This window comes from Methyloversatilis sp. MC4-4, from assembly GCF_049843555.1.
GTDB classification, from domain to species: Bacteria; Pseudomonadota; Gammaproteobacteria; order Burkholderiales; family Rhodocyclaceae; genus Methyloversatilis; species Methyloversatilis discipulorum_B.
The window spans coordinates 410,966-433,424 of record NZ_JBBHZK010000001.1; the positions used below are offsets into that span (position 1 = coordinate 410,966).

The 22,459-nt window shown below is 68.3% G+C and carries 20 protein-coding genes; 15 read left to right on the forward strand and 5 right to left on the reverse strand.

Going from position 1 to position 22,459, the window contains the following annotated elements:
* The first annotated feature begins 12 nt into the window (after window positions 1-12).
* Genes WDZ97_RS01965 through WDZ97_RS01985 form a run of 5 tightly spaced genes read left to right on the forward strand, consistent with a single transcriptional unit; the run spans window position 13 to window position 7,675 of the window.
* Window positions 13-2,190: an ABC transporter substrate-binding protein gene (locus WDZ97_RS01965; protein ID WP_425761634.1), complete on the forward strand. Its 2,178-nt coding sequence runs from the start codon at window positions 13-15 to the stop codon at window positions 2,188-2,190.
* Window positions 2,187-3,164, forward strand: coding sequence for an ABC transporter permease (locus WDZ97_RS01970; RefSeq protein ID WP_020165243.1), 978 nt, complete (start codon window positions 2,187-2,189; stop codon window positions 3,162-3,164). The genes WDZ97_RS01965 and WDZ97_RS01970 overlap by 4 nt, the downstream gene beginning before the upstream one ends.
* Window positions 3,164-4,624 (forward strand): ABC transporter permease, encoded by a 1,461-nt coding sequence (locus WDZ97_RS01975; RefSeq protein ID WP_425761635.1) that lies wholly within the window; start codon window positions 3,164-3,166, stop codon window positions 4,622-4,624. The genes WDZ97_RS01970 and WDZ97_RS01975 overlap by 1 nt, the downstream gene beginning before the upstream one ends.
* On the forward strand, window positions 4,585-6,606 hold the full coding sequence (locus WDZ97_RS01980) for a dipeptide ABC transporter ATP-binding protein (protein WP_425761636.1): 2,022 nt from the start codon (window positions 4,585-4,587) through the stop codon (window positions 6,604-6,606). The genes WDZ97_RS01975 and WDZ97_RS01980 overlap by 40 nt, the downstream gene beginning before the upstream one ends.
* A 25-nt stretch (window positions 6,607-6,631) precedes the next feature.
* Window positions 6,632-7,675, forward strand: a complete 1,044-nt coding sequence (locus WDZ97_RS01985) for an NAD(P)H-dependent flavin oxidoreductase (protein ID WP_425761637.1) — start codon at window positions 6,632-6,634, stop codon at window positions 7,673-7,675.
* A 36-nt stretch (window positions 7,676-7,711) separates the two neighbouring features.
* Here WDZ97_RS01985 and WDZ97_RS01990 read toward each other — a convergent pair whose 3' ends face one another.
* A complete protein-coding gene (locus WDZ97_RS01990) occupies window positions 7,712-9,232 on the reverse strand; it encodes a transglycosylase SLT domain-containing protein (protein ID WP_425761638.1) in 1,521 nt (506 codons plus the stop codon).
* 174 nt (window positions 9,233-9,406) lie between these two features.
* On the opposite strand from WDZ97_RS01990, the gene WDZ97_RS01995 reads away from it, so the two are divergent.
* Window positions 9,407-10,363, forward strand: a complete 957-nt coding sequence (locus tag WDZ97_RS01995; protein ID WP_425761639.1) for a GGDEF domain-containing response regulator — start codon at window positions 9,407-9,409, stop codon at window positions 10,361-10,363.
* 20 nt (window positions 10,364-10,383) lie between these two features.
* Here WDZ97_RS01995 and gloB read toward each other — a convergent pair whose 3' ends face one another.
* Window positions 10,384-11,145, reverse strand: coding sequence for a hydroxyacylglutathione hydrolase (gloB, locus tag WDZ97_RS02000; protein ID WP_425761640.1), 762 nt, complete (start codon window positions 11,143-11,145; stop codon window positions 10,384-10,386).
* A gap of 75 nt (window positions 11,146-11,220) precedes the next feature.
* Here gloB and WDZ97_RS02005 point away from each other — a divergent pair, with 75 nt between their 5' ends.
* The 8 genes from WDZ97_RS02005 (at window position 11,221) to moaE (ending at window position 16,973) form a co-directional block, all read left to right on the forward strand.
* Window positions 11,221-11,958 carry a class I SAM-dependent methyltransferase gene (locus WDZ97_RS02005; protein ID WP_304002625.1) on the forward strand — a complete coding sequence of 246 codons (738 nt, stop codon included), beginning with the start codon at window positions 11,221-11,223 and terminating at the stop codon, window positions 11,956-11,958.
* A 30-nt stretch (window positions 11,959-11,988) separates the two neighbouring features.
* A complete protein-coding gene (gene rnhA / locus WDZ97_RS02010) occupies window positions 11,989-12,423 on the forward strand; it encodes a ribonuclease HI (protein ID WP_304002628.1) in 435 nt (144 codons plus the stop codon).
* 67 nt (window positions 12,424-12,490) lie between these two features.
* Window positions 12,491-13,210, forward strand: a complete 720-nt coding sequence (gene dnaQ / locus WDZ97_RS02015; RefSeq protein ID WP_304002630.1) for a DNA polymerase III subunit epsilon — start codon at window positions 12,491-12,493, stop codon at window positions 13,208-13,210.
* 127 nt (window positions 13,211-13,337) lie between these two features.
* Window positions 13,338-14,375: an isocitrate/isopropylmalate family dehydrogenase gene (locus tag WDZ97_RS02020; protein ID WP_304002632.1), complete on the forward strand. Its 1,038-nt coding sequence runs from the start codon at window positions 13,338-13,340 to the stop codon at window positions 14,373-14,375.
* Window positions 14,376-14,524: 149 nt separating this feature from the next.
* Window positions 14,525-15,019, forward strand: a complete 495-nt coding sequence (gene mobB, locus WDZ97_RS02025) for a molybdopterin-guanine dinucleotide biosynthesis protein B (protein WP_304002635.1) — start codon at window positions 14,525-14,527, stop codon at window positions 15,017-15,019.
* Complete coding sequence (gene glp, locus WDZ97_RS02030) at window positions 15,016-16,233, forward strand: molybdopterin molybdotransferase MoeA (protein ID WP_304002637.1); 1,218 nt, start codon at window positions 15,016-15,018, stop codon at window positions 16,231-16,233. Before mobB ends, glp begins: the two co-directional genes overlap by 4 nt.
* 5 nt (window positions 16,234-16,238) lie before the next feature.
* The gene (gene moaD / locus WDZ97_RS02035) at window positions 16,239-16,493 is read left to right on the forward strand and encodes a molybdopterin converting factor subunit 1 (RefSeq protein WP_304002640.1); all 255 of its coding nucleotides are present in this window, start codon (window positions 16,239-16,241) and stop codon (window positions 16,491-16,493) included.
* Between the two features lie 21 nt (window positions 16,494-16,514).
* Window positions 16,515-16,973, forward strand: coding sequence for a molybdopterin synthase catalytic subunit MoaE (moaE, locus tag WDZ97_RS02040; RefSeq protein WP_304002642.1), 459 nt, complete (start codon window positions 16,515-16,517; stop codon window positions 16,971-16,973).
* A 4-nt stretch (window positions 16,974-16,977) separates the two neighbouring features.
* Here the strand turns inward: moaE and WDZ97_RS02045 are convergent, their stop codons facing one another.
* On the reverse strand, window positions 16,978-19,116 hold the full coding sequence (locus tag WDZ97_RS02045; RefSeq protein WP_425761641.1) for a 4Fe-4S binding protein: 2,139 nt from the start codon (window positions 19,114-19,116) through the stop codon (window positions 16,978-16,980).
* 212 nt (window positions 19,117-19,328) lie between these two features.
* On the opposite strand from WDZ97_RS02045, the gene WDZ97_RS02050 reads away from it, so the two are divergent.
* On the forward strand, window positions 19,329-20,162 hold the full coding sequence (locus tag WDZ97_RS02050; protein WP_341420971.1) for a tetratricopeptide repeat protein: 834 nt from the start codon (window positions 19,329-19,331) through the stop codon (window positions 20,160-20,162).
* A 120-nt stretch (window positions 20,163-20,282) separates the two neighbouring features.
* On the opposite strand, the gene WDZ97_RS02055 is transcribed toward WDZ97_RS02050, so the two are convergent.
* Window positions 20,283-21,704: an ATP-binding protein gene (locus WDZ97_RS02055; RefSeq protein ID WP_425761642.1), complete on the reverse strand. Its 1,422-nt coding sequence runs from the start codon at window positions 21,702-21,704 to the stop codon at window positions 20,283-20,285.
* Window positions 21,701-22,426 carry a response regulator gene (locus tag WDZ97_RS02060; RefSeq protein WP_020165224.1) on the reverse strand — a complete coding sequence of 242 codons (726 nt, stop codon included), beginning with the start codon at window positions 22,424-22,426 and terminating at the stop codon, window positions 21,701-21,703. Before WDZ97_RS02060 ends, WDZ97_RS02055 begins: the two co-directional genes overlap by 4 nt.
* Between the last annotated feature and the right edge of the window lie 33 nt (window positions 22,427-22,459).

Sequence of the window (22,459 nt, forward strand, 5' to 3'; positions counted from 1 at the left end):
ACAATCGCGCCCATGACCCGACCGCGCCCGTCGATCCGCTCCCTGCGCCGCCTGCTGGCCTTGTCGTCGACGCTGCTGCTGGCCGCCTGCGGCGACGTGTGGAACGACCCCTACCCGGCGGCCGAGAGCGGGCAGAACATTCTCTACACCGCCTTCACCGACCGGCCGAAGCATCTCGATCCGGTGCAGTCGTACAGCGAGAACGAAATCACCTTCACGGCGCAGATCTACGAAGCGCCGCTGCAGTACCACTACCTGAAGCGCCCGTTCGAACTGGTCACCGCGACCGCCGAGGCGATGCCGGTGCCGCGCTTCTACGACGCATCGGGCCGCGAACTGCCGGCCGATGCAGCGGCCGCCGACATCGCCGAGTCGGTGTATGAGATCCGCATCAAGCCGGGCATCCGCTACCAGCCCCACCCGGCGCTGGCGCGCGACGACGCCGGCAACTACCTCTATCACGAAGGCGGTCCCGGAGAGCGGCGTACGCTGTACGACTTCGAGCGGACCGGCACGCGCGAGCTGGAGGCCGCCGACTACATCTATCAGATCAAGCGTCTGGCGCACCCGGGCCTGCATTCGCCGGTGTTCGGGCTGATGAGCGACTACATCGTCGGCCTGAAGGAATACGGCGACACGCTGAAGGCGGCGGCGAAATCGCTGCCGCCGGGGACTTGGCTGGATCTGCGCAAGCACGACCTGGCCGGCGTCGAGGTGGTCGACCGTCACACCTACCGCATACGGCTCAAGGGCAAGTACCCGCAGTTCCTGTACTGGCTGGCCATGCCCTTCTTCGCGCCGGTGCCGTGGGAAGCCGACCGCTTCCATGCGCAGCCGGGGATGGCCGAGCGCAACCTGACGCTGGACTGGTATCCGATCGGCACCGGCCCCTACATGCTGAGTCAGAACGATCCGAACGCGCGCATGGTGCTGACGCGTAACCCGAATTTCCGCGACGAAACCTATCCCTGTGAAGGCGAGCCGGGCGATCGCGAGGCGGGCCTGCTGGCCGATTGCGGCAAGCGTCTGCCGCTGGTCGATCAGGTCGTGTTCACCCGCGAGAAGGAGCAGATCCCGTACTGGAACAAGTTCCTGCAGGGCTATTACGACGCCTCCGGCATCAGTTCCGACTCCTTCGACCAGGCGGTGCAGTTCGGCCAGACCGGCGAGGTGAACCTGAGTGACGACATGAAGGCGCAGGGCATACGGCTGCAGACCTCGGTGTCGACCTCGACCATGTACATGGGCTTCAACATGCTGGACCCGGTGGTCGGCGGCATGGGCGAGCGCGGGCGCAAGCTGCGTCAGGCCATCGGCATCGCGCTCGACCAGGAGGAGTTCATTTCCATCTTCCAGAACGGCCGCGGACTGCCGGCGCAGTCACCGCTGCCGCCCGGCATCTTCGGTTACCGCGACGGCCGCGAAGGCATGAACGCCTTCATGTACGACTGGGTGGACGGCGAGCCGCGGCGCAAGCCGATCGAGGCGGCGAAGACCTTGCTGGCCGAAGCGGGCTGGCCGGGCGGGCGCGATGCGAAGACCGGCGAGCCGCTGGTGATCAATCTAGACACCACCGGCACCGGCCTCGGCAGCAAGGCGCGCATCGACTGGCTCACCAAGCAGTTCGACAAGCTGGGCGTGCAGCTGGTGGTGCGCAGCACCGACTACAACCGCTTCCAGGACAAGATACGCAAGGGCGCTGCCCAGCTCTTCTTCTGGGGCTGGAACGCTGACTACCCGGATCCCGAGAACTTCCTCTTCCTGCTCTACGGCCCGCAGTCCAAGGTGAAGGTGCAGGGCGAGAACGCGGCCAATTACGAGAGCGCCGAATTCGACCGCCTGTTCGAGCGGATGAAGGCGATGGACAACGGCCCCGAGCGCCAGGCCATCCTCGACCGCATGCTCGAAGTGCTGCGCCACGACGCGCCCTGGGTGTGGGGTTACCACCCGAAGAGCTACGGCCTCGAACACAGCTGGGTGTTCAACCGCAAACCGTCGACCGTTGCCAACAACACGATGAAATACACCCGCATCGATCCGGCGCTGCGCGAGGCGAAGCGCGCCGAATGGAACCGTCCGGTGCGCTGGCCGCTGTTCGCTTTCGCCGCGCTGCTACTCGCGCTGGTGTGGCCGGCCTGGCGCCACTGGAAGCGCTCGGAACAGGCGCGCGCGGTGGGGAGCGGCGCATGATCGCCTACATCATTCGCCGCCTGCTCTATGCCATCCCCATCCTGATCGGGGTGAACCTGATCACCTTCGTGCTGTTCTTCGTCGTCAATTCGCCGGACGACATGGCGCGCATGCAGCTCGGCGCCAAGCGGGTGACGCCGGAGGCGATCGAGAAGTGGAAGGCCGAGCGCGGCTACGACCGGCCGCTGGTGTGGAACGCCGATGCGGCCGGACTGGCGAAGGCGACCGATACGATACTGTTCGACAAATCGATGCGCATGTTCGTGTTCGACTTCGGTCGCGCCGACGACGGCCGCGACATCGCGCTGGAGATCGGCAACCGCATGGGGCCCAGCCTCGCCATCGCGATACCGACCTTCCTGCTCGGCCTGTTCGTCACGGTGAGCTTCGCGCTGCTGCTGGTGTTCTTCCGCAACACCGCGCTCGACGTCGGCGGCGTCGTGCTGTGCGTCGCGGCGATGTCGATTTCCGGCCTGTTCTACATCATCGGCGGCCAGTACCTGGTCAGCAAGGTATGGAATCTGGTGCCGATTTCCGGCTATGCGCCGGGGCTGGATGCCGGCAAGTTCCTGATACTGCCGGTGCTGATCAGCGTGGTCGGCGGCATCGGTTCGTCGGCGCGCTGGTACCGCACGCTCTTTCTCGAGGAGATCAACAAGGACTATGTCCGCACCGCCCGCGCCAAGGGGCTGTCGGAACTGCGCGTGCTGTTCCGCCACGTGCTGAAGAACGCGATGATCCCCATCCTGACCGGTGTGGTCGTCGTGATTCCGCTGCTGTTCATGGGCTCGCTGCTGCTGGAGAGCTTCTTCGGCATCCCGGGGCTGGGCAGCTACACGATAGACGCGATCAATTCACAGGATTTCGCGGTGGTGCGCTCGATGGTGTTCATCGGCTCGGTGCTCTACATCGTCGGCCTGCTGCTGACCGATATTTCGTACACGTTGGTCGACCCACGCGTGAGACTGAACTGATGGCCGACCTTATTGGTGTGAAACCGGTCTTCCTCTGGTCCGACCTCCTGCTGTGGGCGCTTGTCGCCGGCGCCGTGCTGCTGGCCCTCTACTGCCGCAGCCAGGACTACCTGCGCCGTGCCTGGCGCCGGGTCGGCGAGTCGTCGGCGGCGATGGCCTCCGTCACCGTGCTGGCGGTATTCGTCGCAGTCGGCCTGCTCGATTCGCTGCACTACCAGCCGCGCCTGCCGGCGAAGGAGGGCAGCAGCGAAATCCAGTACGCCCCGGAGGTGCTGTCGGCGCTCGATGCACTGTTCGCCGACCTCAGGCTGAACAAGGAAAAGACCTATTCGGCGCCGCTGGCCACGCACGGCTTCGCCAAGGAAACGATGGAGCGCGACGGCGTGCAGATGCGCGATTATCCGCGGCTGGTGTTCGGCGGCGCCCACCTGGACGAGCTGTCGCAGCACGACGCCGACCTGCGCAGTCGGGCGCTGTCGGGCGCGGTCAAGGGACTGCTGGTGTGGGCGGCGTTCACCGGCCTCGTCGTTGGCCTGCTTGCGCTGACGCAGCGGCGCAGCTACGCCGACACCTGTCGCGCGGTGTGGCGACCACGGCTGTCGGCCGAGCGGCCGATCGCCTGGCGCGCGGTCTTCGTCACCGCCGCCGTGCTCTGTGTGCTCGGCGGCGTCATCGCCGCCTGGGCCGATGGCTACCATGTGTTCGGCACCGACAAGGTCGGGCAGGACGTGCTCTATCTGTCGCTGAAGTCGGTGCGCACCGCGCTGCTGATCGGCACGCTGACCACGCTGGTGACGCTGCCGCTGGCGATCGCGCTCGGCCTGATCGCCGGCTTCCGCGGCGGCTGGTGGGACGACGCGATCCAGTACCTCTACACCGTGCTGAACTCCATCCCCGGCGTGCTGCTGATCGCCGCCATGGTGCTGATGATGCAGGTGATCATCGACACCCACCCGGAGTGGTTCGAGACAGCCGCCGAGCGTGCCGACGCGCGCCTGCTGGCACTGTGCTTCATCCTCGGTCTGACCTCCTGGACCGGCCTGTGCCGGCTGCTGCGCGCCGAGACGCTGAAGCTGCGCGAACTCGATTACGTGCAGGCGGCGCGCGCCTTCGGTGTCAGCGACGCGCGCATCATGGCGCGCCACGTGCTGCCCAATCTGATGCACATCGTGCTGATCGCGCTGGTGATGGATTTCTCCGGCCTGGTGCTGTCGGAGGCCGTGCTGTCCTATATCGGCATCGGTGTCGACAGCTCGATGAACAGCTTCGGCACGATGATCAACGCTGCGCGCCTCGAACTGTCGCGCGAGCCGGTCGTCTGGTGGTCGCTGGCCGCCGCCTTCGTGCTGATGCTGGCACTGGTGCTCGCCGCCAACCTGTTCGCCGACGCGGTGCGCGACGCCTTCGATCCGCGCTTCCAGTGGCGGGCGCGCCGCACGCTGCGGAGGGCTGCCGCATGAACATGCCCTTGCTCGAAGTGCGCGGCCTGACCGCTGAACTGGATACGCCGGCCGGCATCGCGCGCGCTGTCGACGCGCTCGACTTCGACGTGCGCGCCGGCGAAACGATGGCGCTGCTGGGCGAATCCGGCTGCGGCAAGTCGATGACGGCGAACGCGCTGATGCGCCTGCTGCCCGACGTCGGCTATATCGCCAGCGGCAGCGTGCGCCTGTCCGGCCGCGAACTGACCGGGCTGACCGAGGCCGACATGCGCGAGGCGCGCGGCCGCGACATGGCGATGATTTTCCAGGAGCCGGGCACCAGCCTGAATCCGGTGCTCACCGTGATGCAGCAGATCGGCGAGGTACTGTCGCTGCACCGCGGCCTGCGCGGCGCGGCAGCGCGCGCGCGGGCACTCGAGCTGCTGGCCGCGGTCGGTATTCCAGACGCGGCGCGCCGGCTCGACGAATATCCCTTCCAGTTCTCCGGCGGCATGAAGCAGCGCGTCATGATCGCGATGGCGCTGGCCGGCGAGCCGAAGCTGCTGATCGCCGACGAGCCGACCACCGCGCTCGACGTGACGATACAGGCGCAGGTGCTCGACCTGCTGGCGAAGCTGCAGCGCGAACAGGGGATGGCGCTGCTGCTGATCACGCACGACCTCGGCGTGGTCGCGCGCATGGCGCAGCAGGTGGGCGTCATGTACGCCGGCCAGCTGATCGAACGCGCGCCGCGCGCGGCCTTCTTCGCGCAGCCGGCGCATCCGTATTCGCAGCTGCTGTTCGCCGCCTTGCCCGACACCGCGCAGCGCGGGGAGCTGGCCACCATCCGCGGCTCGGTGCCGCCGCTGACCACCGATTTCCGTGGCTGTCGCTTTGCCGAGCGCTGTCCGCAGGCCTGGGCGCGCTGCCGCGACGAGGCGCCGGCCTGGCAGACGGCGGGCGAGGGCCAGCAGGTGCGCTGTCACCTGTACGACCCAGCGGAGGCGGGCCGGCATGCGCAGCACGTCGCCCCGTCGGCCGGTGTCGCCGAAGCTGCACTGTCGGGCGATGCGCAGCCGCTGCTGAGCGTGCGCGAGCTGAAGGTGCATTTCCCGATCCGCCGCGGCGTCCTGCAGCGTACGGTGGGCCATGTGCGGGCGGTCGATGGCGTGTCGCTGGACATCCGCGCCGGCCGCACGCTGGCGCTGGTCGGCGAGTCCGGCTGCGGCAAGACCACCGCCGGCAAGGCCGTGCTGCGACTGATCGAACCGACCGCCGGCAGCGTGACGCTGGGCGCTCGGGATGTCGGCGCCGCATCCGGTGCTGCATTGCGCGAACTGCGCGCGCAGATGCAGATGGTGTTCCAGGACCCGTACGGCTCGCTGAACCCGCGCATGCGCGTCGGCGAAATCATCGCCGAGGGCATGTCCGCGCTGAAGCGCGCCGGCGGTGACGAGGCGGTGCGTGCACTGCTCGAGCAGGTCGGCCTGCGGCCGGACATGGCCGATCGCTACCCGCATGAATTTTCCGGTGGCCAGCGCCAGCGCATCGCCATCGCGCGCGCGCTCGCGGTGCAGCCGCGGCTCATCGTGTGCGACGAACCGACGTCGGCACTCGACGTGTCGGTGCAGGCGCAGATACTGAATCTGCTGCGCCGGCTGCAGCGCGAACTGGGGCTGGCCTACCTCTTCATCACGCACAACATCGCGGTGGTCGAGCACCTGGCGCACGACGTGGCGGTGATGTACCTGGGCCGGATAGTCGAAAGCGGTCCGGTCGATCGCGTGCTGCGCGCGCCGCGTCATCCCTATACGCAGGCACTGCTGTCGGCGGTGCCGCGCATCGACGGCGCGCAGCAGCCGCAGAAGCTGGCGGGCGATCTGCCGTCGCCGGCCAGTCCGCCGTCCGGCTGTGCCTTCCACCCGCGCTGTCCGCGCGCGCAGGCGCGATGTTCGACCGATCTGCCGCCGCTGGCGGGCGAGGACGGCCGTCAGGCCGTGGCGTGCTGGTATCCGGACTGAGCGCCATCGACGCGAGGAGGAAACGATGACATGTCTGGCTATCGCCGGCCTGCGCCTGCCGCTGATCCAGGCGCCGATGGCCGGTGTGCAGGATCACCGGCTTGCCGCTGCCGTGTCGAACGCCGGTGGTCTCGGTTCGCTGCCGGCCGCCATGCTGGGTACGGACGCTTTGCGCGACCAGCTGAGCGCGCTGCAGGCGCTCACCGATCGGCCCGTCAATGTCAATTTCTTCTGTCACGTGCCGCCGTCGCCGGACTCGGTGCGCGAGCAGCGCTGGCGTAGCGCGCTCGCGCCGTACTACGCCGAGTTCGGTGTCGATCCGGCGCAGGTGCCGGCCGGGCCGGGGCGCATGCCTTTCAGTGCCGACATGGCCGACGTGCTCGAAGCCTTCCGTCCGGCGGTCGTCAGTTTCCACTTCGGGCTGCCGGCGGCCGACCTGCTCGCGCGGGTCAAGGCGTGGGGCGCCTGCGTGCTGGGCTCCGCCACCACGGTGGCCGAAGCACGCTGGCTCGAAGCGCACGGCGCCGACGCGATCATCGCGCAGGGGCTGGAGGCGGGCGGGCATCGCGGACATTTTCTGTCCGACGATCTGAGCGAACAGCTCGGCACGTTCGCGTTGCTGCCGCAGGTGGTGCGCGCGGTGTCGCGCCCGGTCATCGCCGCCGGCGGGATTGCCGACGCCCGGGGCGTGGCGGCCGCGGTGGCGCTGGGGGCGAGCGCGGTGCAGGTCGGCACCGCCTATCTGTGCTGCCCCGAGGCGACGACCTCAGCCGTGCATCGCGCGGCGCTGGGCAGCGAGGCGGCACGACACACCGCGCTGACCACTGTGTTTTCCGGGCGACCGGCGCGCGGCATCGTCAATCGGGCGATGCGCGAACTGGGGCCGATCAGTGCCGATGCGCCCGCGTTTCCGCTCGCCACGGCGGCGATGGCGCCGCTGCGTGCGCGCGCCGAAGCGGCCGGAAGCGGCGATTTCTCTCCGCTGTGGTGCGGTCAGAACGCCGCGGGCTGTCAGCCTGTGCCGGCGGCCGAGCTGACGCGGCTGCTGTCGGCCGGCGTCACACGCTGAACGCGCGCCGGCCCGCCCGGCATTTGGTCCACGCCACTATTTTTTCGCCGCAGGCTTTTTCGTTGCGGTCTTCTTGACCGGGACGACGGCCTTTTTCTTGGCGACGGGCGCGGCCTTTTTCTTCGGTGCCGCCGGTTTCACCGCCTTGTTGCCGGACGGCGTTGCGATCGGCACGTTCACCCAGCGCCCGTTCCGCTTGACGCGCTTGTACTTCGGTTTGTCCACACCGAGGCGCGGCGCTTCTTCGGCGTTGCCGGCACCGTCAAGCGACAGGCTGCTGTTCTCGTCGGGCACCAGCAGGGTGGTGCCCGGACCGATCTTCGCCGTCGGCGACAGGCCGTTGAAGCGGCGCAGGCGCCATTCGGTCACGCCGAAGCGGCGGATGACGGTGGTCAGCGTTTCCTTCGGACCCAGCGTATAGGTGCGCCACGGCGCACCGGCTGCGGGTGCGGCATCGGCGTCGCGGTTGCTGAGATTGGACATGAAGGTGTCGACCGCGTGCGACGGCAGCACCAGCTGCGCGCCACCCTCGCCGGCGCGGATGACCGGTCGCTTGTGCTGCGGATTGAGCGCCTTGATCTCGGCCACCGGTACGTCGGCCAGTCGCGCCGCAGTGGCCAGATCCATGGTCGGCGCTTCGGCCACCAGCGTGAAGTAGGGCTTGTTCTCGACCGTATCGAGCTCGATGCCGAACAGTTCCGGCTGGGCGATGATGTTCTTCAGCGCCTGCAGCTTGGGCACGTAGTGCCGCGTTTCGTTGGGCATGTTCAGCGAGGCGTAGTCGGTCGGCAGGCCGGCCGCCTGGTTGCGCATGACCGCGCGACCGACGGCGCCTTCACCCCAGTTGTACGAGGCGAGCGCCAGGTGCCAGTCGCCGTGCATTTCGTAGATACGCTGCAGGTACTCCAGCGCGGCGGCGGTCGAGGCGACGATGTCGCGACGGTCGTCGCGCTGCGCGTTCTGCTCGAGGCCATAGAGCTTGCCGGTCGACGGGATGAACTGCCAGAGCCCCGAGGCACGTGCCGACGACAGCGCTTCCGGGTTGTAGGCACTTTCCACCATGGGCAGCAGCGCCAGTTCGGTCGGCAGGCCACGCTTCTCGATTTCCTCGACGATGTGGAACATGTAGCGGCGGCCGCGCTCGGTCATCCGCCGGAAGTAGTCGGGGCGGTTGAGGTACCAGGCCTGGTGCTCCGCCACCAGCGGGTGGTCCAGATCAGCCATGCCGAAACCCTTGCGGATGCGTTCCCACAGGTCGTCCGGCGGCACGGTGAGATCGATCGGCCTGATCGCTTCGTCCTCGTTGGCGATCACTTCGGTCGGTTGCGGAAAGGGAATCGGCTCCGCCTTGCCCGGCTTGATGCCCGGCGTCGTGCGGCTGGAGGCGTCCGGGGTGCGACGTGCTGCCGGGCGTTCGACCGAGCGGGTGCCGACCGAGGTGCCCGGGGGCTCGGCCGGTTCCTCGGGCACGACGCCCGTGGCCGCACAGCCGGCGAGCGTTGCGGCCGCCAGCACGAGCAGCGAGCGGCGCAGCAGGGAAACGATGAAATGCGGCATTGCGGCGAAAGAGCCAAACCCCGAATGCTAGCCAGCCGGAGCGGGCACCGTCAAACCTTGCTGTCGGGGTGGGGTTGAAGGAGTGCGGATTGACCGCACGTCGCGGACGGGGTTCGTCGGTGTTGTCCTGCGGCTTTGTAAGGTTATGATGGCGAATAAAAAAAGGGTGTGTCCATGAAAGCGCTGGTCATCGAAGATTCCCAGACAGGGCTTGCAGTCGTCAGCCAGCATCTCGAACGGATGGGGATACTGCCCATCGCCGCCACCGACGGAGAGAGCGGCGTGGCAGCGTTTCGCCAGCACAACCCGGACATCGTGCTGCTCGATGTGGTGCTGCCGGGTATGGACGGCTACGAGGTCGCGCGCCGCATCCGCGCCATCGAGCAGTCGGGCGAATGGACACCCATTATCTTCCTCACCGCGCGCACGGCCGATACCGATCTCGTGCAGGGCATCACCGCTGGCGGCGACGACTATCTTTTCAAGCCGATCAGTGAAGTGGTGCTCGCCGCCAAGGTGCGTGCGATGCAGCGCATCCTGCAGATGCGTTACTCGCTGGTGGTGCTGACGCGCAAGCTCGACGCCGCCAACCAGGAACTGACCCGCCTCACCTCGCTCGACGGCCTGACCGGCCTGTCCAACCGTCGCCATTTCGACGAAACGATGCTGCGCGAGTGGCGCCGTGCGGCCCGCTACAAGCGTCCGCTGTCGCTGGTGCTGGTCGATGTCGATCACTTCAAGCAGTACAACGACACCTACGGTCATCTGGCAGGCGACGAGTGCCTGAAGACGGTGGCCAGTGCATTGCAGGCCGTGTCGCGTCGGCCGAGCGATCTGGTGGCGCGCTATGGCGGCGAGGAGTTCGCGCTGGTGTTGCCGGAGACCGATCTGTCCGGCGCGCGCAGCGTGGCCGAAGGCCTGTGCGACGCGATCCGTGCGCTGCAGCTGCCGCACGCGGCGGCGGCGTCGGGCCACGTGACGATCAGTGTCGGTGTGGCCAGCCTGATGCCCGGCAACGGCGCCGGCGGTCCGCAGAACCTGATCGCCGAAGCCGACCTCGCGCTCTACGCGGCGAAGTCGGGCGGGCGCGATCGCGTCGGTTTCAGACAGGTCGATACCGTCGTCGGCTGATGCCGGCGCAGGCCGGCTTTTCAGAACACGTTCTTCCACTCACGCAATACGGCGAACACCTCGACCGGGCTGCCCAGTCGGCGGCCGGCGTGCGCCTCCGCCGCGCGGATGACCGCCGGCTCGCGGGCGCGCAGGAAGGGGTTGGTCGCCAGTTCGTCGGCCAGCGCGCTCGGCACGCTCGGCAGGCCGGCCTCGCGCAGCTTCGCTACGCGGCGGATGCGGGCCAGCAGCGCCTGATTGTCCGGTTCGACCGCCAGCGCGAAGCGCAGGTTGGCCTGCGTGTATTCGTGCGCGCAATGGACACGCGTGTGCAGCGGCAGCGAGGCGAGCCGCGACAGCGAATGCCACATCTGTTCTGCGCTGCCCTCGAACAGCCGCCCACAGCCGGCGGCGAACAGCGTGTCGCCGCAGAACAGCAGGTCGCCGCCGACATAGGCGATGTGGCTGCGCGTGTGACCGGGCACTTCCAGCACGGCGAAGGTGGCCGCAAGCGAGGGCAGGGCGACGCGGGATCCTTCGCGCACCACGTCGTCTATGTGCTCGATGCGATCGTCGGCCGGGCCGAACACGCGGGCTCCGGTGCGCCGTTTCAGTTCGCCGAGGCCGCCGATGTGGTCGGCGTGGTGGTGGGTGATCAGGATGGTGTCCAGGCGCAGCGAATGTTCGTCGAGTGCGGCCAGCACCGGGGCGGCATCGCCCGGGTCGACCACCAGCGCCCGGTCACCTGCGGCGGCGAGCCAAAGATAGTTGTCGCCAAATGCGGGGATCGGATATATCTTCATCCGCCCGATTCTGGCGGCTGGGCTCTGCGTTGACAATGCACCGGCCGCGATCTGCCTGCCCCACGCCTCTTGCCCATGTCGATTCCCGGTCTGCACGAATGGTTGGACACGCCGCAGGGACAATACGTCCAGCGCTGGGAGCACGCGCGGGTCGACCAGATCGTGGCCGACGTGTTCGGCTACAACGCGGTGCAGATCGGGCTGCTGGAACACGACTACCTGCGTGCCAACCGGATGCCGTTCAAGCTCTATTGCGAGGACGCGAAGCCGGGCCCGCCGCGGGCGCTGATCTGCGATCCGGTGCAGTTGCCGTTCGCGGCGACCAGCGTCGATCTGGTCGTGCTGCCGCACGTGCTCGAGTTCGCCAGCGATCCGCACGCGGTGCTGCGCGAGGTCGAACGCGTGCTGGTACCGGAAGGGCAGGTGCTGGTGACCGGCTTCAATCCGTTCAGCCTGTGGGGCGCACGTCGGCGCCTGCGCGAGCGCGACCCTTTCCCGTGGAACGGCGACTGGCTGTCGGTGCCCAGGCTGCGCGACTGGTTCAAGCTGCTCAGCCTGGACACCCAGGCCGGCTGCTTCGGCTGTTACTGCCCGCCGGTACTCAGCGAGAAGTGGCTGGCGCGCTGGCACTTCATGGAGACCGCCGGCGATCGCTGGTGGCCCTTTCTCGGCGGCGCTTATGTGCTGCAGGGCATCAAGCGCGTGCGCGGCATGCGACTCATCATGCCGACCTGGCGCGACCGCCGGGCGGCCGCACGCGCGCTGGCAACCGTCAGCCCGCGCGCGCAGAAGGACAAGGCGGCGGGGCAGTGACCCACCTCCACCTCGAATACGGAGCATTCATTGGAAGAAGTCATCATCTACACCGACGGCGCCTGCAGCGGCAATCCGGGTCCGGGCGGCTGGGGTGCGCTGCTGAAGAGCGGCGCGCACGAGAAGGAAATGTCGGGCGGCGAGCCCTCGACCACCAACAACCGGATGGAACTGATGGCGGTGATCGAGGCACTGAACGCACTGAAGAAACCGGTGCGCGCGGTGGTCTATACCGACTCGCAGTACGTGCAGAAGGGCATCAGCGAGTGGATACACGGCTGGAAGCGCAAGGGCTGGAAAACAGCCGCCGGCGATCCGGTCAAGAACGTCGATCTGTGGAAGGCGCTCGACGCCGCAGCCGGCGTGCATCAGGTCGAATGGAAGTGGGTGAAGGGTCACGCCGGTCACCCGGAGAACGAACGCGCCGATCGGCTGGCGCGCGAGGCCATCCCGGCCCGTCGTTGATCGCTGTCAGCGAACTGCAAGTTCTGGCCGGTACAATCCGGCCCGCCTCAAGGAGCCGCCTTTCCCCATGATTCGCCAGATCATCCTCGATACCGAAACCACCGGCCTGGAGTGGCAGAACGGCGACCGGCTGATCGAAATCGGCTGCGTCGAACTGGTCGGGCGCAAGCGCACCGGCCGTCGGCTGCACATGTACGTGAATCCGGAACGCGATGTGCCGGAGGGCGCGGTGGCGGTGCACGGCATCACCACCGAATTCCTTGCCGACAAGCCGAAGTTCCGCGACGTGGTCGATGAATTCGTCGATTTCGTGCGCGACGCGGAACTGGTCATCCACAACGCAGCCTTCGACGTCGGCTTCCTCGACAACGAGCTGAATATCGTGGGCCGGCCGCCGTTGCGCGAAACCTGCGTGTGGCCGGCGATCGATACCGTGCGCATGGCGCGCGACATGTTCCCGGGCAAGCGCGCCAACCTCGACGCGCTGTGCGAGCGCTTCGGCATCGAGAACTCGCACCGTGAATTCCACGGCGCGCTGCTCGACGCGGAACTGCTGGTCGAGGTCTATCTGGCGATGACCCGGGGCCAGGAGAGCCTGATCATCGACCTCGAACCGGAGGCCTCCGCGGTGCGTGCCGCCGCGGCTGCGCGCCCGCGTGGTGCATTGCGCCGGGTGCAGGCGAGCGAGGCGGAAATGGCCGAACACGAACGCGTGCTGGCCGAGATCGACAAGGCCAGCGGCGGCGCCACGGTCTGGCGCAAGCTGGAACCGGCGCAGGCCGGATGAATACAGGGTCGGCCGGCAGACCCGAAGCCGAGGCAGGTTTCTTGCTTCAGCGGCCGGACATTTCCGGATGCGTCGCCGACCTGGCGGCGCGGTCCGGAGACAATGAACCATTACAGGAGACCCCCGAATGAGCGCGCAGAAAATCCCCGCCACACTGATCCCCGGTGACGGCATCGGACCGGAAATCATGGAAGCCGCCCTGGCGGCGCTGGACGCGGTGGGGGCTCCGTTCGAGTGGGAAGAGATGCCTGCCGGCATGGGTGCGCTGAAGAGCGAGGGCGATCCGCTGCCGGCGAAGACGCTGGACAGCATCCGCCGCACCCGGCTCGCACTGAAGGGCCCGCTGGAAACGCCGGTCGGCGGCGGTTTCCGCTCGATCAACGTGCGCCTGCGCGAGGAGTTCAAGCTCTACGCCAACATCCGTCCGGCACAGACGCTGATCCCGGGCGGCCGCTACGACAACATCGACCTCATCGTCTGCCGCGAGAACCTCGAAGGCCTGTACATGGGCTACGAGCACTTCATCCCGATCGAGGGCGACCCGCACGCGGTGGCGATGTCGACCGGTGTGAACACCCGCCAGGGCGCGCGCCACATTCTCGAATACGCCTTCGAACACGCGATCGCGCTCGGTCGCAAGAAGGTGACCGTGGTGCACAAGGCCAACATCATGAAGGCGCTGACCGGCATCTTCCTGGAAACGGCCGAGCAGATGTACGAGGAGCGCTACAAGGGCAGGATCCAGTTCGAACAGGTCATCGTCGACGCCTGCTGCATGAAGCTGGTGATGAACCCCTGGCAGTTCGACGTGCTGGTCACGACCAACCTGTTCGGCGACATCCTGTCCGACCTGACTGCGGGTCTGGTCGGCGGCCTGGGCATGGCGCCCGGTTCCAACATTGGCGCCGATGCGGCCATTTTTGAAGCGGTGCATGGCTCGGCGCCTGACATCGCCGGCAAGGGCATCGCCAATCCGACGGCGCTGGTGCTGGCCGCCGCGCTGATGCTGGATCACGTGAACATGCAGGACAAGGGCGACCGCATCCGCAAGGCGGTGTCGGAAACGCTGAACATCGACAACGTCCGCACCGGCGACCTGGGCGGCCGCGCCAGCACCAAGGAGTACACCGCCGCACTGGTTGCCCGCATCCGCAACAACGGCTGAACCGCCGGCTGAGCGGTCTGCGCCACGACCGTTCCATCCGGCCGGCGGCGTCCGGAGATCGACCTCCTGAGGTCCGGTTTCCGGACGTGGTCCGCCAGCCCGGCCCGCTTCCGGGCGATAATCGCGTTTTTCCCGCGCCCGCCCACCCCATGAAAGTTTTCGGATTTGCCGGCTACAGCGGTTCCGGCAAGACCACGCTGATCGAGCAGCTGATTCCTCACTTCGTGCTGGAGGGGCTGACCGTGTCGCTGATCAAGCACGCGCACGCGGGCTTCGACATCGACAAGCCGGGCAAGGATTCGCACCGCCTGCGCGAAGCCGGCTGCACCGAAGTGATGCTGGTGTCGAACAACCGCTGGGTGCTCATGCACGAGCTGCGCGGCCGTCCCGAACCGACGCTGGACGAGCAGATCGCTGCCATGGGCGACTGCGATCTGCTGCTGGTCGAAGGCTACAAGGCCTCGCCGATCCCGAAGCTGGAAATCCACCGCCCGTCCTACGGCCGGCCGCTGATGTATCCGGACAATCCGCATGTGGTGGCGGTCGCCACCGACGAGCCGATGGAACTTCCGCTGCCCCGGCTCGACCTGAATGACGTGGAAGCCATCGCCGGCTTCATCCTTCGCCACCAGGGATTCAGATGAACGAAATGCTCTCGCTGGACGCTGCGGTCGATCGTTTGCTGTCCGCAGCGCGCCCGATATCCGATACCGAGACCGTATCGACCTTCGCCGCCGCCGGCCGCGTGCTGGCCGCCGACCAGCGGTCGACGCTCACCGTGCCGCCGCACGACAACTCCAGCATGGACGGCTACGCCGTGCGTCTGGCCGATCTGGATGCGGCCGGCTGCTGCCTGCCAGTGAGCCAGCGCATTCCGGCCGGTCACGTCGGCGCGCCGCTGGCTGCCGGCACCTGTGCCCGCATCTTCACTGGCGCGCCGGTTCCGCCGGGTGCCGACGCCATCGTGATGCAGGAGTCGACGCGGACCAGCGACGCCGGTGTCTGTTTCGACGAGATTCCGAAGGCCGGCGCGTGGATACGCCGCGCCGGCGAGGACATCCGCGAAGGCGACATCGTGCTGGCTGCCGGCACCCGACTGCGCGCGCAGGAAGTCGGGCTGGCCGCATCGATCGGTCTGGCCGACGTGCCGGTGGTACGGCGGCTGCGCGTCGCGCTGTTCTCGACCGGCGACGAACTGGTCATGCCGGGCGAGCCGCTGCCGCCGGGCGGCATCTACAACTCCAACCGCTACACGCTGCGCGCGCTGTGCGAAACGCTGGGCTGCGAAGTGCTGGACCTGGGCATCGTCCCCGACCGCCTCGACGCCACGCGCGCCGCACTGCGCGAAGCCGCGGCCAGCTGCGACCTGATACTGACCAGTGGCGGCGTTGGCGTCGGCGAGGAAGACCACATCAAGGCGGCGCTGACTGCCGAAGGCGGGCTGGACAGCTGGAAGATCGCGATGAAGCCGGGCAAGCCGCTGGCGCACGGCCATGTGAAGCGCGCCGACGGCGGTCATGCCGACTTCCTCGGCCTGCCCGGCAATCCGGTGTCCAGCTTCGTCACCTTCCTGCTGCTGGTGCGCCCCTTCATCCTGCGTCGCATGGGCGTGGCCGACGTCACCCCGCAGTCCTTCATGGTGCGCGCCGATTTCGACTGGCCACGCCCCGACCGCCGACGCGAATTCCTGCGCGTGCGCCGCAACGCCGACGGTGGACTGGAACTGTTTCCGAACCAGAGTTCGGGCGTGCTGACCTCCACCGTGTGGGGCAGCGGGCTGGCCGACATCACCGCCGGCCAGGTGGTGAAGCGGGGCGACACTGTGCCCTTCCTGTCCTTCGAATCCCTGCTTTATTGAAAACCATGAAGATCAAGGTGCTCTATTTCGCCGCACTGCGCGAAGCGCTGGGTTCGCCCGGCGAAACGATCGAACTGCCCGAGAGCGCGACCACGCTGGCCGCGGTGCGCGCGCTGATCGCCGGCCGCGGCGGCGACTGGGACAAGCTCGCGCAGATGAAGAACCTGCGCGCCGCAGTGAACCAGCGCATGGCCGAGCCCGATGCCGCGGTTGCCGACGGCGACGAGGTGGCCTTCTTCCCGCCGGTGACCGGCGGCTGAGTCGGCACTGAGGAGACGAGCATGAGCGTGAGCGTGCAGCAAGCCGACTTCGACATCGGCGCCGAAATCGACGCGCTGCTGGCCGGCCGTACCGACGTCGGCGCGGTCGCCACCTTCACCGGTCTGGTGCGTGACGTGAACGACGGTTCCGGCGTGCACGCGATGACGCTTGAGCACTACCCGGGCATGACCGAAGCGGCGCTGGAGGACATCGTCGCGCAGGCGAAGGCGCGCTGGGACATCCTGGCCGTGCGGGTGATCCACCGCGTCGGCACGCTGCAGCCGGCGGACCGCATCGTGCTGGTCGTCGTCGCCGGCAGTCACCGCGGCGAAGCCTTCGCCGCCTGCGAATTCATCATGGATTACCTGAAGACCCAAGCGCCGTTCTGGAAGCGCGAGGACACGCCGGAAGGCAGCCGCTGGGTGGATGCGCGCGAATCCGACGACAGCGCGGCCGAGCGCTGGAAGCAGGGCGGCTGAACGCTCAGTTCGTGACGTCCGCCGCCCGCACCGGAACGGGGAACGGCGTCACCGTGCGGCCCTTCTTCGCATACAGCAGCACCGGCGCGCAGCGCTGCGGGTCGGCGTGGATGCCAACGCAGTCCAGACACTGGAAACAGTCGTCGTAGCGGATGTCGCCGCTGCGCTCGATGGCGTCGTACTGGCAACGGTGGCGACAGGTCTGACAGGGCTTGCCGCATTCGGCGCGGCGCACGAGCCAGTCGAAGCGCCTGAATTTGCCGCCCAGCGCCATCGCGGCACCCAGCGGACACAGGTAGCGACAGAAGAACTTGTAGCTGAAGGCGCCCGCCAGCAGCAGCCCGACCGCCCACGCGACGTAGGGCCATGCGCGATCGAAGCCCACCGTGATCGCGGTCTTGAATGGCTCGACCTCGACCATGCTTTCCGCCAGCCGCGGCGCCAGCGCGGCTGACAGCACCAGTGCCGCCAGCAGTGCGTAGCGGCCGCGGTCGAGCACGCGCGCCAGCGGCCGCGGCAACCGGATCTGCGGGACGCGCAGTTTCTGCGCCGCGATCGCGACGAATTCCTGCAGCGCGCCGAAAGGGCAGAGCCAGCCGCAGAAGGTGCCGCGACCCCAGATGAAGAAGCTCACGACGGTGAAAGCGATCAGCAGCAGCGACACCGGGTCGTACAGGAAGCTCGACAGGTCCGATCCGGCTGACAGCGTCTTGATCGCGCCGGTGATCTGCACGATGGACAGCTGGCCCTGCGCGTGCCAGCCGATGAACACCAGCGTGAACAGCAGGAAGGCGTTGCGGAACAGCGCGAGTCGCCGGGCGTCGCGCGCCATCCAGTCCGGTTTCGCCAGCACCATGCAGAGCAGGGCGAGCGCGACGCCTATCGCTGCGAGGTCGGGCCACCGGCCCTGCCAGGCGACCAGCCACTCCGGCAGCGGCTGCGGCGGATAGACGAACAGATCGGCGTCCGGCGTGTAGTCGAAGGACACGGTCTGGTGCGTGATGCGCGGCAGCATCATGCCCTTGGCGCGGGTCAGCGTCAGCGTGAGCTGCATCGGCCGCGCCGGGTCCAGCCCGGCCTGGGCGTAGATGCGGAACACGCCGGAGGCATTGAAGGCCGGCGCGCCTGCAGGAGCCGGGTGCTCGAACACCAGATCGCGCATTTCCACCGGCAGCCCGCCCTGGGTCAGCGACAGGCTGGGTGGCGGCGTACCCGGCACGAAGCCTTCGTCCAGCATCGCGATGCGGCCGGCGCTGGCGATCCACAGTGCGTGCTGGCCGTCCTCCAGCTTCTTCATCAGATCGGCGTAACGGGCGTCGCCGAGCACGGCGCGGCCCACCGTCGGCGTATTCAGGTAGCCGACGTAGAGGTCGACCAGCGTGGCGTCCGGTTCAGCCAGCGCGACGTCGTCTGCGCCTTCGCCGTCGGTGCCGGCGAACAGCTTTTCGGCCTCAGCGTTGCTGACGCGCAGGTGGCCGATCAGCCCGCGCTTGACCAGCGTGGCGAAATCCAGCCTGTCGAAGACGTCGGCGCGCGCCCGCGCGGCCGGTCCGCGCGCGCCGGGGTCGGCAAAGCCGAGCTTCTCGCGCGCCACCACGAGACCGGCCGCCAGCACCGTCTGGTTCACGATGCGTACCGAGGCGGTCGCCTTGGTCACACCGTCCAGTACGACGCGGCTGTCGCTGCCGCCGGCGCGCGTATTGCCGTAGGCCGACGACACGGTGATTTCCTGCTTCAGATTGCGGCCGGCGTACTGCTGCACGAATTCCTTCAGCGGCGCTTCGCCCAGACCGCTGAGGAAGACCGGTTCGTGCTGGCGCAGCACCTCGACGTCGATGAAGCCACCCTTGCGGTCGATGGCGACCAGCAGGTTCATCGGCGTGCCTTCGAAGCCGGGTATCGGTGCCAGATCGATCGACTCGAACACATAGCCGACCGGCCCGGCCTCCGGTGCCAGTTCGCTGGTGATCGGCCAGACCGGCAGGTCGGCCAGCTTGGGCTGCACGTGCAGCGGCGGCTGGAAGCGGCGGGCGAGATCGTCGTAGCCGAGGTCACCGGCCAGCGCCGTGCCACCCAGACAGGCGGCAAGCAGCAGGGCGCGGCGGGCAAGCGCGCCGAAGGACGCACAGGAGATCAGGGACATGAAGTCGGTCCGTGTGGGACGACGGGGCAAACGGTCTGCACGCTGTTCTGGCGCGCCCCGCAGACGCGCATGCTAATCGGACGCAGCTCGACGCCCGCCATGGAAAATGCCCGAAGAGGTGGCCTTCATGAGTGCGCGATGTAACTTAGACTGCGCCGCGCCTGTCACAGGCACGCCCTGCAGAACGGGCGCTTCCGCCCTGGAGAACCGATATGTCCGCATTCCCCCTTGCCCGCCCGCTGCGCCGCCTGTGCGTGACGCTGCTTGCCGGCCTGCTGCCGCTGAGCGCGTGGGCCATCACCGACGACGACATCGCCGAGGCGGTGCAGAAGCCGTCCTGGGGGCTGTACAAGGGTTACGCCGAATTCAAGATGGCGCACTACGCCGACGCGAAACGCATCTGGGCCGCGCTGGCCGAGCGTGGCAACGGCGAGGCCTGGTTCAATCTGGGCATCCTCGCCGAGGACGGTCTGGGCGAACCGCAGAATCCGCACGAGGCGCGTCGCCTGTACGAGAACGGCGCCCAGGCGGGCAGCCGCAATTCGGCGCTGCGCCTCGGTCTTCTGCTACAGGGCGGCAAGCTCGGCCAGCGTGACATCGACGGCGCGCGCCACTGGCTCAAGGTGGCGGCCGACGCAGGTGATCAGGAAGCAGCCACCCACCTTGCCGCGCTGAACGACCCGCAGGGCGGCAGCATCCGTGATCGCGAACTGGCCGAGGCGCGCCGTTTCGAGGCTGAGGGCCGGCACGCCGACGCGGCGGCGATGTACCGCAAGCTGGCCGACTTCGGTGACGTGCGCGGCGTGACGCGGCTGGCCTGGGCCTATGAAGCCGGCCGCGGCGTGCAGCGCAATCTGGCGGAGGCGGCGCGGCTGTTCCGCGTCGCGGCAGAGCAGGGCGAGGCGGAGGCGCAGTACGCGCTGTCGGTCATGCTGGACACCGGCGCCGGGCAGACGCGCAACGCGGACGAGGCGCTGCGCTGGCTGCGCGCTTCGGCCGGGCAGAACTATCCGCCGGCGGTACAGGCGCTGCAGGCGAGGAACTGAGCGGAGCGCGTCTTGCGGTGGGATGAGCGACGGAATTCCGCGCGCGATCGTTGAGGGCGCTGTCGCGGTCAGCCGGCCGCGCGCACAGGAAATGCGATCGACCCGTCACCGCCGGCCGGTTTAACCGGCCGGCTTCCGGCCCTGCAAGGGCAGCGCGACGCGCGCCCGCAGGCCGCCCTCGGCGCGGCGCGACAGCGTTACCTCGCCACCCTGGGCGCGGATGACGGCGCGCGAAATGGCCAGCCCCAGTCCGCTGCCGCCGGTGTGGCGGGCGCGCGATGCTTCGAGGCGCACATAGGGTTCGAATACGTGCTCGAGTTCGGCTTCGGGTATGCCCGGTCCGTCATCGTCGATGTCTATCCGCGCTTCACCGTCGGCCGACGACAGCGTCACGCGGACGCGGCCACCACCGTAGCGACGCGCGTTGTCCATCAGGTTGGCGAGCGCGCGGCGGGTCAGCGCCGGGCGCAGCAAGACTGGCTGTGCCAGGCTGCCGCTCACCTCGATGTCCGCTCCCAGCGCAGCGATATCGTCGGCCACACCCTCGACCAGCGCGTCGAGCCGGGTCGGGGCGGCGCTTTCCGAGCTGTCGCCGGCGCGCAGGAAGGCCAGCGTATCGTCGATCAGCGTTTCCATCTCGGCCAGGTCGCGCTCGATCGCTTCGCGTACCGGGCTGTCCGGCAACTGCTCAAGACGCAGCCGCACGCGGGTGATCGGCAGTCGCAGGTCGTGCGACACGCCGGCCAGTGCCTGGGCACGCGTCTGTATCAGCGCGCGCAGCGCGCCCTGCATGCGGTTGAAGGCCTGGGCTGCACCGGCCACCTCGCGCGGTCCGCCGGTATCGAGCGGCGCCTGATCGAGATCGCGCGCCAGTCCGTCGGCGGCGCGGGCGAACATCGCCAGCGGACGGGTCAGGCGGCGTACCACCCAGACCGACAGCAGGCTCACGGCAAGCCCCACCAGCAGCAGGCCGACGATGATGCGCAGCGGCCTGTCCACCGGCGGGGGCGGCGGTGAGTAGCGGAAGGTGAGCACACTGCCGTCGCTCAGCCTGGCCTGGGTCGACACGTCGATCGCCGGTGGCGCTGGCAGCAGTCGCGCCAGTTTGGGTGGGGGCGGGGGTGGCGGGCGCAGCGGGTGTGCGTCGCCACGCGGGGTGAGCATGGGCTGTTCGCGCCTCACCACCTGATGTTCGAAGCGCTTGTCCAGCCGATCGCCGACGCGTTGTGCAAAGGCGTCGAAATCGTCCGGCACCGCCTTCGCGTCGTCATACCAGGGCTCGTCGAGAGACAGTCGGGTGCTCGGGCTTTCGAGCATGCGCAGCAACCGCTCGCGGCCGGCCACCGGCGTCTCGTCGACCAGGGCGACCGACTCGGCCAGCCGTGTCGCGGCGTAGTCGCTGCGCATCTGGCGCGACAGGCGCACGCGGTCCTCGACCACCAGCCACAGGCCGAGCGCGTTGGCGAGCAGCAGACCGCCCAGCAGCACGCACAGGATCTGACCGAACAGCGTGCGCGGCAGCAGCCGCGACGCCCATGTCAAAGCAGCTTCTCCACCGGACCGTTCAGCACATAGCCTTCGTTGCGCAGCGTGCGGATGATGCGCGGTTCGCGGCCGTCGTCGCCGAGCCGGCGGCGCAGACGGCTGATCATCACGTCGACGGTGCGGTCGAAGGGGCCGGCGTCGCGGCCGGCCAGCACGTCCATCAGCTGGTCGCGCGACAACACGCGGTTGGCGTTCTCGGCCAGCGCATTGAGCATGCGGAATTCGCCGCTGGACAGTGGCGTCACCACGCCGGCCTCGTCGACCAGGTGGCGGGCGCCGAGATCGAGCGTCCAGCCGGAGAACTTCAGTGCGCGCACGCTGCCGTCGCCGTCCGGGTGTTCGGGCGCCCGGCGCAGGATGCTGCGCACGCGCGCCAGCAGTTCGCGCGGATGGAAAGGCTTGGGCAGGTAGTCGTCGGCACCCATCTCCAGGCCGATGATGCGGTCCAGTTCGTCGCCGCGGGCGGTCAGCATCAGGATGGGCAGGCGCGACTTCGCGCGGATTTCGCGGCACAACGCGAGGCCGTCGTCGCCCGGCAGCATCACGTCGAGGATGAGCAGGTCGCAGCCGTCGCGTTCGAGCGCGACACGCAGTGCGTCGCCGTCGGCGACGGTACGCACGTCCATGTCCTGCTTGCCGAGGTAGTCGCGCAGCAGATCGCGCAGGTCCGGGTCGTCGTCGACCACCAGGATGCGCGGCTTCGGTGGGTGTCCGTTCATGCCCTTCAGCTTAGCGGCTCGCGCCGGCGCGGT